The sequence below is a fragment of the Pseudomonas sp. H3_C08 genome, assembly GCF_054669455.1.
This window is the reverse complement of record NZ_CP162803.1, coordinates 428,648-444,879: the sequence shown is the minus strand read 5'-3', so window position 1 is coordinate 444,879 and position 16,232 is coordinate 428,648. Positions and strand designations below refer to the sequence as shown.

At 59.6% G+C, this 16,232-nt stretch carries 12 protein-coding genes; 7 read left to right on the top strand and 5 right to left on the bottom strand.

Going from position 1 to position 16,232, the window contains the following annotated elements; translation table 11 throughout:
- The first annotated feature begins 8 nt into the window (after positions 1-8).
- Positions 9-599: an HD domain-containing protein gene (locus AB4N74_RS02105; RefSeq protein ID WP_116254432.1), complete on the top strand. Its 591-nt coding sequence runs from the start codon at positions 9-11 to the stop codon at positions 597-599.
- A gap of 116 nt (positions 600-715) precedes the next feature.
- Here AB4N74_RS02105 and AB4N74_RS02100 read toward each other — a convergent pair whose 3' ends face one another.
- A complete protein-coding gene (locus AB4N74_RS02100) occupies positions 716-1,531 on the bottom strand; it encodes a UDP-2,3-diacylglucosamine diphosphatase (RefSeq protein ID WP_007919701.1) in 816 nt (271 codons plus the stop codon).
- 135 nt (positions 1,532-1,666) lie between these two features.
- On the opposite strand from AB4N74_RS02100, the gene AB4N74_RS02095 reads away from it, so the two are divergent.
- Both AB4N74_RS02095 and AB4N74_RS02090 read left to right on the top strand, forming a co-directional pair.
- Positions 1,667-2,431 carry an AraC family transcriptional regulator gene (locus AB4N74_RS02095; protein ID WP_093442629.1) on the top strand — a complete coding sequence of 255 codons (765 nt, stop codon included), beginning with the start codon at positions 1,667-1,669 and terminating at the stop codon, positions 2,429-2,431.
- 176 nt (positions 2,432-2,607) lie between these two features.
- On the top strand, positions 2,608-3,501 hold the full coding sequence (locus AB4N74_RS02090; protein ID WP_093442625.1) for a DMT family transporter: 894 nt from the start codon (positions 2,608-2,610) through the stop codon (positions 3,499-3,501).
- Here the strand turns inward: AB4N74_RS02090 and AB4N74_RS02085 are convergent.
- Positions 3,495-3,782 (bottom strand): Rdx family protein, encoded by a 288-nt coding sequence (locus AB4N74_RS02085; protein WP_093442622.1) that lies wholly within the window; start codon positions 3,780-3,782, stop codon positions 3,495-3,497. The genes AB4N74_RS02090 and AB4N74_RS02085 overlap by 7 nt on opposite strands.
- 71 nt (positions 3,783-3,853) lie before the next feature.
- Between AB4N74_RS02085 and AB4N74_RS02080 the strand changes: the two genes are divergently transcribed.
- Positions 3,854-6,043 carry a patatin-like phospholipase family protein gene (locus AB4N74_RS02080; protein WP_093442619.1) on the top strand — a complete coding sequence of 730 codons (2,190 nt, stop codon included), beginning with the start codon at positions 3,854-3,856 and terminating at the stop codon, positions 6,041-6,043.
- A 121-nt stretch (positions 6,044-6,164) separates the two neighbouring features.
- Here the strand turns inward: AB4N74_RS02080 and AB4N74_RS02075 are convergent, their stop codons facing one another.
- The 3 genes from AB4N74_RS02075 to recQ form a co-directional block, all read right to left on the bottom strand.
- Positions 6,165-7,934: a FimV/HubP family polar landmark protein gene (locus AB4N74_RS02075; RefSeq protein ID WP_460098063.1), complete on the bottom strand. Its 1,770-nt coding sequence runs from the start codon at positions 7,932-7,934 to the stop codon at positions 6,165-6,167.
- 127 nt (positions 7,935-8,061) lie between these two features.
- Positions 8,062-8,496 carry a MarR family transcriptional regulator gene (locus AB4N74_RS02070; protein ID WP_016984207.1) on the bottom strand — a complete coding sequence of 145 codons (435 nt, stop codon included), beginning with the start codon at positions 8,494-8,496 and terminating at the stop codon, positions 8,062-8,064.
- A 300-nt stretch (positions 8,497-8,796) separates the two neighbouring features.
- Positions 8,797-10,926 carry a DNA helicase RecQ gene (recQ, locus tag AB4N74_RS02065; RefSeq protein ID WP_093442610.1) on the bottom strand — a complete coding sequence of 710 codons (2,130 nt, stop codon included), beginning with the start codon at positions 10,924-10,926 and terminating at the stop codon, positions 8,797-8,799.
- Positions 10,927-11,223: 297 nt separating this feature from the next.
- On the opposite strand from recQ, the gene AB4N74_RS02060 reads away from it, so the two are divergent.
- The 3 genes from AB4N74_RS02060 to AB4N74_RS02050 all read left to right on the top strand — a co-directional run bounded on the left by AB4N74_RS02060 (position 11,224) and on the right by AB4N74_RS02050 (position 15,957).
- Positions 11,224-11,811, top strand: a complete 588-nt coding sequence (locus AB4N74_RS02060) for a UPF0149 family protein (RefSeq protein WP_099758311.1) — start codon at positions 11,224-11,226, stop codon at positions 11,809-11,811.
- 10 nt (positions 11,812-11,821) lie between these two features.
- Positions 11,822-12,217, top strand: a complete 396-nt coding sequence (locus AB4N74_RS02055; protein WP_460098062.1) for a YbaN family protein — start codon at positions 11,822-11,824, stop codon at positions 12,215-12,217.
- A 122-nt stretch (positions 12,218-12,339) separates the two neighbouring features.
- Positions 12,340-15,957: a hypothetical protein gene (locus tag AB4N74_RS02050; protein ID WP_460098061.1), complete on the top strand. Its 3,618-nt coding sequence runs from the start codon at positions 12,340-12,342 to the stop codon at positions 15,955-15,957.
- Positions 15,958-16,232: the final 275 nt, after the last annotated feature.

Genomic DNA, 16,232 nt, shown 5'->3' with positions numbered 1-16,232 from the left:
GTCAGCCAATGAATGCCAATGCCCGCTTCACCCATATGAAGGACGGTACCCAAGAAGATTGGGCGATCATCGCCGCCGACTTCAGCGCCTATGCCAAACAGTTGCCCGCACGGATCATGACCCACCTGAAACTGCTGGAAGGCGATTTCGGTGGCTTCCCGGTGGATCGCCTGACCCACTCGCTGCAAACCGCCACCCGTGCCTTTCGTGACGGGCGCGACGAGGAATATGTGGTTTGTGCCTTGCTGCATGACATCGGCGACACCCTGGGTTCGTACAACCATCCGGACATTGCCGCTGCGATACTCAAGCCGTTCGTCAGCGCTGAGAATGTGTGGATGGTCGAGAAGCACGGGGTGTTTCAGGGCTATTACTTTTTTCATCACCTGGGCATGGATCGGCATCTGCGTGAACAGTTCGCCGGTCATCCGCAGTTTCAGGCAACGGCCGAATTTTGCGCCAAATACGATGCGGCGGCGTTTGATCCTGACTATGACACGCTGCCGTTGAGTTTTTTCGAGCCGATGATGGAGCGGTTGTTTGCGCAGCCGAAGAACTCGATTTACAAGGCCGCGATGGAGCAACACTCGCCAGCGTAATCATCCTCGGGAACCGCTGCGCGGTTCATCGCGAGCAGGCTCACTCCTACAGTTGAAATGCGTACCCCTGTAGGAGTGAGCCTGCTCGCGATGAGGCCCTCTCAATCACCAGAGCATTAGGCGAGTTCGGCGACTTTGGCCGCTTTCAGCTCCGCCTCCCGCGCCTGCGCATCCGCCAGCCGATACAACTCGATCGTGCCATCCCAGTGTTCGATCAGCGCCGTGCACGACTCCACCCAATCGCCGCAATTGAGGTAATCCACCTCGCCGACCTTGCGGATCTCGGCATGGTGAATGTGCCCGCACACCACGCCATGCAACTCGCGCTTCACGCATTCATGGGCGATGGCTTCTTCAAAGTCGCTGATGAAACTCACCGCGGTCTTCACCTTGTGTTTCAGGTACGCCGACAGCGACCAATAGCCGTAGCCATAGCGGGCACGCCAGTGGTTGAGCCAGCGATTGAGGGTCAAAGTGAATTCGTAGGCGGAGTCGCCAAGGAAGGCCAGCCAGCGGTGATAACGGGTGATTACATCGAACTGATCGCCATGAATCACCAGCAGATGCCGGCCATCCGCCGTGACATGCACCGCTTCGTCGACCAACTGGATATTGCCCAGAATCAGCTTCGAATAACGACGCAGGAATTCGTCGTGGTTGCCGGTGACGTAAATCACCTCGGTGCCGCGCTTGCTCATGGTCAGCAAGCGGCGGATCACGTTGGTATGCGCCTGCGGCCAGTACATGCCGCCGCGTAGCTTCCAACCGTCAATGATGTCGCCAACCAGGTAAATCTTGTCGGCATGGTAGCCCTTGAGAAATTGCGACAAGTGCTCGGCCTGGCAATCCCGCGTGCCCAGGTGCACGTCGGAGATCCACAGGGTTCGCACCCGTTGTTTACGACTGGGTCGGGCGAGCTCGGCGCTGGTCATGGGCAACCCTCTGCGATGTTTTCGCCACTGTGCGCGCGCCCGGTTAATCGACCATGACAAGCGTGAGTCAGTCCTGTGACAACGCATCCGGTGCGCGCCGGTGTAGACTGACGACCACTTCGGAGACGACCTGCCATGCGACCGATCCTCACCCTGCGCCAGTACACCCACGATTTGATCGCCCACAGCCACGACCACGCGCAATTGGTGTTCGGGCTGTCCGGTGCGCTGGATTTCGAGGTCGAGGGCAGTGGCAGTCAGGTGCGTCAGCAGAGTTTTGTAGTTATCCCTTCCGGCGCTCATCATGCCTGCGGCAGTCCCAATGGTAGCCGCTGTCTGGTACTGGATATCCCGAACGGCCAATGGCTGACGGATTCACTGGGCGAACATGCCGACGCCAGCCATCGTCTGCTCGATCAACCGGCGCGCTTGTCGCTGGATTCGGGGCAAAGTCAGTTGGTCAGCTGGCTGGCAAACAGTCCGGTCAGCGATCCATTGATTGCCCAGCAAGGCGCGGTGTTGCTGCTGGCCAGTCTGAATCACGCGCAACCTGCGGAACACGCCATTCGCCGCCTGCCCTATGCCGCACTGGATGCGCACATCGAGCAATACGCCGCGTATCCGCTGCAAGTCGCCGATCTGGCACGGGTGGCAGGATTGTCCAGCGCGCGTCTGCATGCGCGGTTCATGGCCGAATGCGGGCAGACGCCGATGGATTACATCCGCAGCCGACGCCTGCATCTGGCCGTGCAAATGCTCCGCGACACCGCACTGCCGATCGGCGAAGTTGCCAGTCGCGTCGGCTACAGCTCGCAGAGCGCTTTCTCGGCCGCGATCCTACGTGAGTTCAGCGCATCGCCCGGCCAGCTTCGGCGCGATTCCTGCGACAAAAGACGATAGTCTGCCGACAGACTTCTAGGCCGATACAGGGTTCAATGGACTTATTGATCGTTCCCGCGCTCTGCGTGGGAATGTAGCCCGTGACGCTCCGCGTCACTGGACGCGGAGCGTCCCTAGAGGCATTCCCACGCAGAGCGTATCAATCACAAGAAACCGTGTCTGGATTAAGGAATGCAATGACTCCGCGTACCGCCCTCGGCGCTCTGCATATCGGTGCTTTGATGTTTGGCCTGACGGGTGTGTTCGGCAAACTCGCTGCCGCGTCCCCCGCTGTGATCGTCTTTGGACGCGCGGCTTTCGCCGTACTCGCCCTGGCATTTTTCGCCCGTTTCGCCAGCCAGCAAGGCTGGCAGAAACTTCAGGCCGTGGACTGGCGCCGCCTCGCCCTCAGCGGCGTGTTGCTGGCCGGGCACTGGGTGAGTTTCTTTCTGTCTGTGAAGATCGCCGGTGTCGCCATCGCGACGTTGGGTTTTGCCAGTTTCCCGGCCTTCACGGTGATTCTCGAAGGGCTGATCTTCCGTGAACGCATCCGCGCCAATGAAATACTGCTGGTGGTGTTGGTCAGCATCGGCCTGATTCTGGTGACCCCGGCCTTCGATCTCGGCAGCGGTGCGACCATCGGCTTGCTCTGGTCAGTGCTTTCGGGGCTGCTGTTCTCGCTACTGTCGCTGACCAACCGCGCCAGCTCCGGGCGCATCCCGGCGGTACAGGCGGCGTTGTGTCAAAACGTCGTGGTGGCGCTGTGTCTGCTGCCGGTTGCAGCACCGCTACTCAGCGAAGTACGCGCACTCGACTGGCTGTGGATCGCCCTGCTCGGGGTGTTCTGTACCGGCGTCGCGCACAGCCTGTTCGTCGCCAGCCTGGCGGTGATCAAGGCGCGCACGGCGGCGGTAGTGTTTGCGCTGGAGCCAGTCTACGGCATCACCGTCGCCTGGCTGCTGTTCAATGAAAACCCGACGTCGAAGATGTTGATCGGCGGTGCGTTGATCATTGTTGCCATCGTCGTGTCAGCGCGGATGTCCGGCCATGCCGACAAGAAAACCGTCGCCGCCGAGGCTGCATCTCACTGAGTGCGGTCGTTGTGACCGAGGTCGCGGTCAGGATCGATCTGATCACGAACCCGCTGCTTCAACACCTTAGCCTCGGGAAAACCGCCATCAGCCTTGCGTTCCCAGATCTGCACGCCGTCGCAGGTGATGTGAAATACCCCGCCGGTGCCGGGCACCAGGGAGACTTTGCCGAGGTCATCGCCAAAGGTGCTGAGCAGTTCCTGCGCCAGCCACGCCGCGCGCAGCAGCCACTGGCATTGGGTGCAATAGGTGATGACAACTTCTGCTTTTGCGACAGTCATGTTCGCTGAAACTCCTGAGACAGAGGGCGCCGCTATAATAGCCGGCTTTATCGCTTGCCCCGAGACTCACAATGCGCCGTTTGCTGTTCTGCCTGCTGCTTGGTTTGCTTCCACTGTTTGTTCACGCCAGTGACGCGCCGCGACCGAAAGTCGGCCTGGTGCTGTCCGGCGGTGCTGCGCGTGGTCTGGCGCACATCGGCGTGCTCAAAGCCCTCGAAGAACAAGGCATCAAAATCGATGCGATTGCCGGCACCAGCATGGGCGCGGTGGTCGGCGGCCTGTACGCCTCGGGCTACAAGATCGATGAGCTGGAAAAACTCGCGCTGAACATCGACTGGCAAGCCGCATTGTCCGACGCCCCGCCGCGGGAGGACGTGCCGTTTCGACGCAAACAGGATGACCGCGACTTTCTGGTGAAACAGAAACTCAGCTTTCGCGACGACGGCAGTCTCGGCCTGCCTCTGGGTGTGATTCAGGGCCAGAACCTGGCGCTGCTGCTGGAAAGCCTGCTGGCCCACACCAGCGATACCCGGGATTTCGACAAACTGCCGATCCCGTTCCGCGCTGTGGCCACCGACATTGCCAATGGCGAAAAAGTGGTGTTCCGCAAAGGCCACTTGCCTCAGGTGATCCGCGCCAGCATGTCGATCCCGGCGGTGTTCGCCCCGGTCGAGCTCGACGGCCGGCTGTTGGTGGACGGCGGTATGACCGACAATATCCCGCTGGATGTCGCGCGGGAAATGGGCGTTGACGTGGCCATCGTCGTCGACATCGGCACACCGCTGCGCAACCGCAAGCAACTGACCACCGTGGTCGATGTGCTGAACCAGTCGATCACCCTGATGACCCGCAGTAATTCCGAAGAACAACTGGCCGCGCTGAAATCCTCCGATGTGCTGATCCAGCCTGCGCTGGCCGCATACGGTGTCACCGATTTCGGTAAAGCCCAGGACATGATCGACGCAGGTTACCGCGCGACCCGCATCCTCGATGCGCGCCTCGCCGTGCTCAAACCCGAGGAATCCCAAGACGCCGAACTTGCTGCCGCCCGTTCCCCGGGGCAGCGCACGCCGATCATTACCGCGATCCGTGTCGAAAACGACTCGAAAGTCGATGACGACGTGATCCGCTACTACATCCGCCAGCACATCGGCGAGCCGCTGGACCTGGGGCGATTGCACTCGGACATGGGCACCTTGTATGGCCTCGACTACTTCGAACAAGTGCAGTACCGCGTGGTGCACAAGGGCCAGGACCACACCCTGGTGATCAGTGCCCGGGGCAAGCGCAGCGGCACCGATTACCTGCGGGTCGGTCTCAATCTGTCCGACGACATGCGTGGCGATAGCGCCTTCAACCTCGGTGCCAGTTACCGCATCAACGGCATCAACCGCCTCGGCGCGGAATGGCTGACCCGTGCGCAGATTGGCGATAAACAAGAGCTGTATACCGAGTTCTATCAACCGCTGGACGTCGGTTCGCGCTATTTCGTCGCACCGTACGCCTCGTTCGAGGCGCAGAACGTTGAAGCGGTGCTCGACAACGATCCGATCGCACAGTACCGCGTCGAGCGCTACGGTTTCGGCCTTAACTTCGGTCGCCAGATCGGCAACAACGGCGAAGTGCGGTTCGGTGTCGGCGAGGCCTGGGGCAAGGCCGATGTGCGCATTGGTGATCAGGATCTGCCGAGTGAAAACTTCAACGAAGGCTTCTATGCGCTGAAATATTCGTACGACTCACTGGATAACGTCTACTTCCCTCACGAAGGCAAGGACGTCAGCCTGACGCTGATGCAGTTCGAACCGGGGCTGGGTTCGGATACGCGTTATCGACAGTGGGAATTCAAACTCGACAAAGCCATGAGCCGTGGCCCGGACACGCTGATTCTCGGCGGGCGCTACGGGCGTACGCTGGACGATGCCAATGTGGTGACGTCGAGCTTCCTGCTCGGCGGCGCGCGGCAATTGTCGGGGTTCCGTGAAGACGCGATTTCCGGGCAGAACGTCAGCCTGATGCGCGCGGTGTACTACCGCCGGCTGACGCCGCGCTCGTATCTGCCGCTGGACTTTCCGCTGTATGCCGGCGCCTCGCTGGAGCGTGGGCGGGCGTGGAACAACGACAATGAGTTCGACAGTGGCTACATCAACGCCGCCAGCGTGTTCATTGGTTTTGACACGCCGCTGGGGCCGTTGAATTTCAGTTACGGGTTGAATGATGCGAATGAGCAGGCGGTTTATCTGAACCTTGGCCAGACCTTCTGATCAGGTCGCCTGACAATCCGTCTTCGCGAGCAGGCTCGCTCCCACAGGGGAACGCATTCCAATTGTGGGAGCGAGCCTGCTCGCGAAAACGATATCAGCGCCACCGCAAATCAATCGGGTATTAGCGAATCCCCGCCAACAACGTTCGCGCCGTTTGCTTCAACGGCTCATCGCCTTCCTTGAGTAACTCGTTAAGCAGCGCAATCGCACTGTCGATGTCACCGTCATCAATGCAGGTCTGCGCTTGTTCGAGTTTTCCAGAGTTTTCATCGTGTAGCGGCTCAGCTGCGTGCAAGTCCAACGGTTGCAACACCAGAGACGGCTCGGCATCGGCAAACTCATTGAGAAAATCTTCATCCAGCGGCTCGGCGTCCGGCTCAGGGATCCACTCAAGTTCGGCGTCCTCGCCGGCCGCTTCCGGCAGTTCAAAATCCTGCGGCAGTATTTTCAGGCTGGAGCCCAGCGCCGAGGTGTCTGCCGTTGGCTCAGTAGTGGCCGTGCGGCTGTCTTCCAGATCCCAACTGGAATCCATCGACAGCTCTCCCAGATTCAACTCGAAATCATCTTCAGGTGCCGGTTGGGCCGTGACAGCAGGCGCCAGCGCAATGACGGGCGCCGCCGCGGCCAACGGTGCGGCACCCGCCAGTTTCGGATGTCGAACACGAACGTCCTGTAACGTCTGGGCATCTACGCCTTGTTCACACAACTGACTTTCCTGCTGTTCATACGCGGCGCTGTCACCCTGGCGTCCCAGGACTTCGAGCAACTGCAAACCGATATCGGTGCGCTCCGGCTCCTTGTGCAAAGCGTCGCGCAATAACCCAGCAGCTTCGCCCAAGCGGCCGTAGGCCAGATAGATTCCTACCGCCTCCAGCACATCGCCCGCTGCCGGTTCTTCACGGTGTTGGGTTGAGGTGTGAGCCCTGACAGACTCTGCGCTTTCGACTTCAGCAACGTCAGGTTCATCGCCCTGCGGCAACTGTGGCAGCGGTCGATCAGCCTGTTGCGACTGTTGCCGTCGACGGTGCACAAACAGACCGGCCAAGGCCCCCAGCAACAGCAACAGGCCCCCGAACAATGGCCAGTTCAAACCGTCATCTGTGGACTCGACAGGTACCACAACCGGGGCAGGTGCCGGAGCGACTTCGGTCGGTGGCGGGGCTTTCCTGAGTTCGGTCAATTGCGTTTGCAGCTCAGTAATCTGCTTCTTGCCAGCGGCAATCTGCACATCCTGCGTCTGCAGTTTGGCGTTCAGCTCATCGACGCTCTTTTGCAATTGCTGATTGAGTAAGACACTGGCAGCCAGTTGCTCGGCGAGTGCATCGTTGGCCGGCGGATTTGCAGGCGTTGGCGCGGGCACGGCATCGCGTTTGGCCTGAGGTGCCTGCGGCGCTGCGACAACAGGCTCGACGCTGGGAAACGCGGAAGATTGTGCACGCGGATCCGGTTCATCAGTGGCCGGCACGATACCCGGCGAACCCGGAGGGTCGATCAACACCGTGTACTCACGCAGCAAACGGCCATTGGGCTGATTGAGCTGCACAAGGAAATTCAGAAAAGGTTCGTTGACTGGTTTGCTTGACGTGACCCGGATCATCTGGCGATTACCATGCAGGATCGGGATGAACTTGAGGTCGTTGAGGAAGAACACCCGCTCGACCCTGGCCTCGGCGAATTCATCCGCCGTGGCCAGGCGCACCGTCAGATCGTTTGGCGTCAGCCCGCCAACATCGACCAACGCGATATCGGCCTTGAGCGGCTGATTGAGACCTGAATGAACGGTGATATCACCCAGCCCCACAGCCATCGACCAGGCCGAATAGCTGAATACGCCAGCGGCCAGCAGCCATTTGGCGCCACCGCGCAGTACCACGTGCCGACTTGCGAGCATGAGCATCCCTTAAATAAGCAAAACCGACTTCTATGCGTTCGCACATCCGGTACGAACACGATATTGCCCAGTAGTTCTTATAGTCGGCTCAGCGCGATCTCTCAAAGATACGGCACGTGGATGTGCCTCAAGATTTTTCCAGGTTGCCCAGAATGTGCCCGTGAACCCGCATGCACACCTTCAAATCCGCCTCGTCGACGCCTTCGAACAATTCATGACGCAGTTGTGTGGCAATGGTTTCGATCTGTTCGATCAGTGGCAGGGCCGGTGCACAGAGGACGATTTTTTTCGCCCGGCGGTCTTCCATCACGGACTGGCGTTGCACCAGGCCCTGGCTTTCCAGACTGTCGAGCAAGCGAGCGAGGGTCGGACCTTCGACACCAACGCTCTGCGCCAGCTCACGTTGGGTCGGCGCCTCTTCAAAACGCGCCAGGTGCAGCAGCACCAGCCAGCGCGCCTGGGACAGTCCCAGTCCGGCCAGTCGGCGGTCCAGTTCGGCACGCCAGCCACGGGACATCTGGGCCAGTTGCATGCCAAAGCGGTGTTGATCGGTTAACGGCATAAAACACTCACGGTTAGACTGAAAATAAAGAAAATCTAATTATTAGCCAGCTAAGCATGAGCTGCAGTTATAGGCAAGTGGCGGTCTGTACTGAATCGTTACATCTTGAGAGCCCCTCACCCTAGCCCTCTCCCAGAGGGAGAGGGGACTGATCGGGGGATATTTGGGAATTACGCCGACCTGACAGCTCAACGCTGAATCCATAATCGACCCGGTCATTCAGGTCGATGTATGGCGCAAGACACCTCACCCCAGCCCTCTCCCTCCGGGAGAGGGCTGGGGTGAGGGGCGACGGCCAAATTACATCTCAAATTCCGACTGCAACGCAGCCCGCACGCAATACAGCACGCCCTCCGGCACACGCCCGGCAAACAGCTCCGCCACTTCGGCGACCGACGGCAACTCACCCTCGCCATCGAGGAACGCGTCCTGCACTTCACCCATCAGCTCTTCCGGCAAATCCAGCGCCTGCTCGAGCGACAACTGCTGTTTGCCGATGGCCTCGGCGAGCATGGTGTAGACGTTCTTTTCCGAGCACTGCAACTGCCCGGCGATCTGCAGCGGCGTCATGCCGGCGCGGGCCAGGGTGATCAGTTCGTGGCGCACGTCGGCCACCGCTTTCGGCGCCTCGGCCTCGCCACCGAGCACTTCGAGGAAGGCATCGCCGTAGCGCTCCAGCTTGCGTGCGCCGACACCGCTGACCCGGGCCATTTCCGCCAGCGAGGTCGGCTGGCTGCGGAGCATTTCCAACAACGTGGAATCGGGGAAGATGACGTACGGCGGCACGCCATGCTCTTCGGCCAACTTGCGCCGCAGGGCGCGCAAGGCTTCCCACTGTTCGCGCTCTTCGCCGCGCACCAGTTGGCTGGCTGGGCTCTTGCTGGCGGTTTTGGCCGTAACCTGCGGTTTGAGATCGCGGCGCAGCTCCAGCGTGACCTCGCCCTTGAGCAATGGCCGGCAACTGTCATTAAGACGCAGACCGCCATAACCTTCGTGATCGACATCCGCCAGACCGCGCGCCACCAATTGACGGAACAGCGAGCGCCACTCGCTCTCGCTCAACGCCTTGCCGACGCCCCACACCGATAGATGCTGATGGCCGAAACTGCGGATTTTTTCGTTGTCCTTGCCCAACAGCACATCAACCAGATGACCGACGCCATAACGCTGACCGGTACGGAAAATCGCCGACAATGCCTGACGTGCAGGCTCGGTGGCGTCCCAGGTCTGCACGCCATCGACACAGTTGTCGCAATGGCCACACGGCTCGGGCATGTCTTCGTCGAAATACGCGAGCAGGGTCTGACGACGGCAGCGGGTTTCTTCACACAGCGACAGCATCGCGTCGAGCTTGTGTTGCTCCAGACGTTTATGCCGCTCGTCGCCTTCGGAGTTCTGCAGCATCTGCTTGAGCATCACCACGTCTTGCAGACCGTAGGCCATCCAGGCATCCGCCGGCAGACCGTCACGGCCGCCCCGCCCGGTTTCCTGGTAATACGCCTCAAGGGATTTCGGCAGATCGAGGTGGGCGACGAAGCGCACGTTGGGCTTGTCGATGCCCATGCCGAACGCCACCGTGGCGACCATGATCAAGCCTTCCTCATTGAGGAAGCGCTTCTGGTTGAAGGCACGCAGATCATTGGGCAGACCGGCGTGATACGGCAGCGCCGGGAAGCCTTGCTCGCTCAGGAACGCTGCGACTTCCTCGACTTTCTTGCGTGACAGGCAATAAACGATGCCGGCATCGCTGCGCCGTTCGGCGAGGAACGCCAGCAACTGCTTGCGCGGCTGCTCTTTGGGCACAATGCGGTAAAAGATGTTCGGGCGGTCGAAGCTCGACAGGAAGCGCTCGGCATTTTGCAGGTGCAGACGCGTGACGATCTCTTCGCGGGTACGCTTGTCGGCAGTGGCCGTCAGGGCGATGCGCGGCACGTCGGGGAACATCTCGGCCAATTGACCCAGTTGCAGGTATTCCGGACGGAAATCGTGACCCCATTGCGATACGCAGTGCGCCTCGTCAATGGCGAACAGCGCGATGTTCAGCCCTTGCAGGAACGACAGCATGCGCGGCTGTACCAGACGTTCGGGCGCCAGATACAACATCTTCACTTCACCGCGCTTGATCCGCGCTGCGAGGTCACGCTGCTGTTCAGCGCTCAGGGTGGAGTTCAGCGCGGCGGCGGCCACACCGAGTTCTTCGAGGGTGGCGACCTGATCGTCCATCAGCGCAATCAGCGGCGACACCACCACCGCCAGGCCATCGCGCAACAGCGCCGGCACCTGAAAGCACAGGGACTTGCCGCCACCGGTAGGCATCAGCACCAGCGCATCACCGCCACTGGCCACGCGCTCAATGATTGCACCCTGACGGCCACGGAAACTGTCGTAGCCGAAGATGTCCTTGAGGACGCGTTGAGCCTGTTCGAGCATAAAAACTCCAAAAATCTACCGATACATCCCTGCGCAGGCTGGTTCAGAACAGCCGGAGCTGCTTAAACAAAACGTAAGAGCGCATTGCACGACAACCGCAATGCGGGCAGGGATCGCAAAACGCGGCAGTATACCCGAGCCCTCCCCTGCACAGGGTGCCGCTGATAAGACACTGATAAACCTGCCACAGGTTTGGCATGTGGCCCGGCAATTGCGGCAAATCTGCCATGCGGCTGGCTTGAGCGCGCAAGAAGGCCTAGAATTCCCGCATTGTTTATTCCCCAAGGTAGCCCCGTAATGTCCTTCGCTGAGCAACTGACCCGCCTGCAAGTTTTCCTCGACGCCGACGAGCTGCATGACGAGGCGCTGGATTACGTGGCCGCTCACGGCTACCTGACCGCGCTGTCGATCTGCGCTGAAGACGTACCGGAGCGTGAGTGGATCGACGCCTTGTTCGCTGAAGAACCGCATTACAGCAGCGACGCCCAGCGCGAAGAGATCGAAGCCACCCTGATCGGCCTCAAGGCCCACATCGCTCGTCAACTGGCCTCGGATGAAGAGTTCGAGCTGCCATGCGATCTGGATCTGGGCGACGAGCCGGACGATTCCGAACTGCGCGGCTGGTGCATCGGTTTCATGGAAGGCGTGTTCCTGCGTGAAGCCGCCTGGTTCGAAACCGCCGAAGAAGAAGTCAGCGAAATGCTCCTGCCGATCATGGTCGGTTCGGGCCTGTTCGACGAACAGCCGGAATTCGAAGACATCGCCAAGGACGCCAACCTGATGGACGACATGATCGTGCAGATCCCGGAAGCCCTGACCGCGCTGTACCTGCTGTGCCAGGCGCCCGACGAAAAACCGGCGATCCTCAAGCCACGTCACCACTAAGATCCGGCCTATGGACAACCCCATAGGCAACAGCCCCCTGATGTTGCGCTATTTCCTGCTGGCCATCGGCTGGCTCAGCGTAGCATTGGGGGTGATCGGGATTTTCCTGCCCGTCCTGCCCACCACCCCTTTCCTTCTGCTCGCCGCGGCCTGCTTCGCGCGCAGCTCTCCGCGTTTCTATCAATGGCTGGTCGAGCATCCCCGGCTGGGGCCATGGATCCGCGATTACCTCGATGGCAACGGCATACCACTCAAGGGCAAGGTCTACGCGATCGGGCTGATGTGGGCGAGCATTCTGTTTTCCTGCTACCTGGTGCCGTTGCCGTGGGCGCGGGGGTTCATGTTGACGAGCGCGGTGTTGGTGACGGTTTATATTTTGCGGCAGAAGACACTGCACAAACCATGAGCCATCCCGCGCCGACCGTTGGTCGCAAACATCAAGGTACCTGTCAGATCTGACAGGTGCGCATTTCCCGGTTTTATCCCCTAATCACTCCATCGCCCCACCTACGGCAGGAGTGCCCCGCGATGCTCATCCAACCGCACAAACAAATCTCCGCCCTGGCCTTGCTCGATCCGGAAATCCCCGGCGGCCGGCTGCTGGATGACGGCTCCTGGGGCATCAACCTCGCCGCCGCACGACTCAACTACCCCGACAAGGGGCTGAAGATCCAGGTTCCCGCCTGGAACAACATGAGCAAGAGCGATAACTGCAAGGTGTACGTGGGCACCACCATGGTCGCGCAAAAGACAATCACCGAAGACATCGAGGTGGACAAGCACGTCACTCTGTTCATCGAGCCGTCACGCTTGCCCAGCGGCGACTGGGAGCTGTCTTACCAGATCACGCGTTTCGGGCAGAAGCCCGAGCCAGGACCGACGATCAAGCTCTTCGTCAAACTCGAACTGCCCGGTGGGCAGGATCTTAATCCCGACTATGGCCACTCCGAACTGACCATGGCCTTCGATCCTCCGGATGTCGTGCGCGACGGTGTCGACAAGGCCACCGCCGAGGCAGGCGTGCTGGTCTACGCCAAACCCAAGCCCGGCGATGGCTGGCTCTACCTGAACTGCGCCGTCGGTGACGTGCTCATCCTGGCCTGGGCCGGGAAAACCGTGGAGTCCGAACCCGTCACCCAGGAACAGATCGATGATCCGGAGGGTAATCCCATCGTGGTTCTGGCCGACAAGGCCACCATCCTCTCAGCCGGAGACTCCGACGGCGTGTCGGTCAGCTACAAGATCCGCGACCGCGTGTACAACGAGTCCGAAGACTGGTGCGAGGCCGTGCGTATTGTCGTCGACACCCAGGGCTTGCGGCTGGGTGCGCCCATCCTCAAACAGGCCGACGGTCTCATCGTCGATCTGGAGGTGCTGGGGGACGAACCGCCAATGGTGGAGGTCTGGGCGGATGACGTGAACATCTTCAAAAAGAACGACGAGATCTACCTCAGCGTCTTCGGTACCGACGACGATGGTAAAGAGATCAGCGAATTGGTGATCCAGCGTATTGAAAGCACGCCGCCAGTGCGGGTCTCGATCGAGCACAAGAACAGCACCCTGCGTGCCTTGGCCAAACGCACGGTGGTGTACTCCTATCACGTACGCCGCGGCGGCGTCGTGGTCGACAACTCCAGATCCAAGTCCCGCGCCTACAGCGTCATCGGCGAACCGACACGCCTGCCAGCTCCCATCGCAATCGACCAGATCAGTGGCGCGCTCGACCCCAACGCGCCCGAATACCGCATCTGCATTCCCTACGATCCACTGATCACCCCGGAGAACGCGATCGAACTGAAATGGTTCGGCACCCGGCCCGACCTGACCACCTACGATCCGGAACTGGACTGGTATTTCCCCAGCGAAGACGAGGCCAATGACCCCAACGGTTTCATCATCACCGTCGAGGGTAAACACGGCAAAACCCTCGAGGGTGGCACGCTGCATCTGTCGTACAACCGGCTGGCCGATGAAAACGGCACCATCACCCGCCGTGCCTCACTGCACGCCTCATTACTCAACGTCGGCGAAGCGCAACGCGAACTGGTCAAACCTATCGTGCTGGGTGAAAAGGATGGCGTGCTCGAACCCAAAGACCTGCCCGGTGGTGTCAGCAAAATCACCGCGCCACGGCCGGTGGCTGTTCCGAGCGAGGCCAACGATATCGTGAAGTATTTCTGTATCGTTGAAGGCAATGAGCCCGTCACCGACTCGAAAAAACTCAATGCACTGTCCAAGGACAAGGACGTGGAGTTCCCGTTGAACGCGGCGTTCGTGGCGCAGCACATCGAACCTAATCGCGGGAAAAAAGTGCAGGTGCACTACGAGATTTTCCGGGCGGCCAGCAACACGACCAGTTATTCGAGTGTGCTGGAGTTTGTCATCGGTGAGCCGGTGGCGCTGGATCCGCCGACGATTGATTCGGTCAAGGGCTCGCCGAGCGGCAAGGACATTGACGAAGGTGGCACCACCGTTGAAACCAGCGTGGTACTGAGCGGCACGGGCGCCAAGGGCAAGAACGTTGAAATACGCAATGGCGCCACCGTCGTTGATGAGGTCACGGCCGATCCGGTTTCCGGAATCTGGACCTACACCGTGTCGGGGCTGACTGTGACGAAACACAGTTTTAGCGCGATAGGAAAGTATGGTGCCGAACCCTCCTCCGCGGCCTACACGCTCACTGTCACGGCGGTTATTGTGCCGACGCTGAGCAATGTGCTGGACGACCGCAACAAGGAAGTGCCGGAGGGTACAAGCACTTTCAGTACATCGCTGATACTCAAAGGCAGCGCCAGCAAGGGGCAGGATGTAGAGGCTTTCGATGGCAGCGGTTCAGGCGCAGTGTCGAAGGGAAAGGCGACAGCGGATCAAACTACAGGCCTGTGGGAATGCACGATCGAGGTTGCAGTCGGCGCGCGCCGGTTGTACGTCAAATCCCTTTATCACCCCAGATCGACCTATTCCAATGTGCGACTCCTGACCGTGGAAACCCTCAGGGCGCCGACGTTATCATCCGTCAAAGGCTCGCTGAGCGACAACGAGATCCCCGAGAATGGCTTCACCGTGGAAACGGCCGTCATCTTGAGCGGCGTTGCCGCAGCCGGGCGAGACGTGGAAGTGCTCGACGGTACGGATATCAAAGGTAAAGAGACTGCCGATGGAGTAACCGGCATCTGGAGTCTGCCCGTTGCAAACCTGAGTAACGCCAAGCACAGTTTCACCGCCAGATATGTGGAACAACCGACCTTGGTATCAGCAGCCAGAACGCTGACAGTAACGCAAGCTACCGCTCCGACATTAACGTCAGTCAAAGGCTCGCCGAGCGACATCGAAATCCCAGAAGGCGCAGAGACTACGGAAACAGCCGTGACGCTCAGCGGCGCTGCCGCCAAAGGACAGAAAGTCGAGGTCTTCGATGGTATCGAGCCAGTAGGGACACCTCAGGCGGATGCCAAAGGCGCCTGGAACTGGGCAGTTTCAAACCTGAAAGAGGAAAAGCATAGCTTCACCGCCCAGGCACTCTATGGCGAAGGGCAGATATCGGAACCTGCGCGAACCTTGACGGTGATCAGTGAGCTGATCGTGGATACGTCACCTCTGAACTTAAACCAGCTGAATTACTCGATCGACATGATCGCAGCAGGTTGGCTAAGGACAGGCAACGATCCAGCAGGGACCTCCGAAACAAGGACAGTGAGCGGCGGCTTGCCCCCTTACTCATTCACCACAAACGCGCCTCAAATCGCATCCGTAGACGGTGACGGTTGCATCCGAAGCGAAGGAAATGGAGAGGCTGTCATCACCGTAAGCGACGCCTTGGGTCAAACAAAAACAATCACAGTCAAATGCAGCAACGTCAGAAGAGTTCTCATCAGCCCCAACCAAATGGTCCCATCATCAGCACTGGCATGGATTGACGCCAATGGAACGCGACTACTTACCAGCAATACTCAAATGGTCCAGATCCTGAAAACCAAATATTTCTCCGAAATAAGCTCTCTCCATTACACAGGAGCAACGAGTGATCCATCTTGGCCATGGACGGTGCTCATCGCCGATTACTCTTTATATCCTAATGGCCAATACATCAGGCACACGATTGGAACCAATACACACCCGTGGCCCGCCATGACCCTCCAAAGATGATACTTGCTTCGGCAGCGCCAAAGGTTAGCGGTAAAACCGGAGCAGACTTCAGAGTATTTACCAGGACAGATCAAAACTTAAACCATCAGGTCAGGCTCCATCGTCGTTGAATGTGCCGGCGTCTTCGCGAGCAAGCTCGCTCCCACAGGGAAACGCATTCCAAATGTGGGAGTGAGCTTGCTCGCGAAGGGGCCAGTGAAGTCAGCGCAAATCGCCTTTTAAACTCAGGTGTTGAAAAGACACCTTAAGACACGCCTTTCAGGCTACAAATTCTT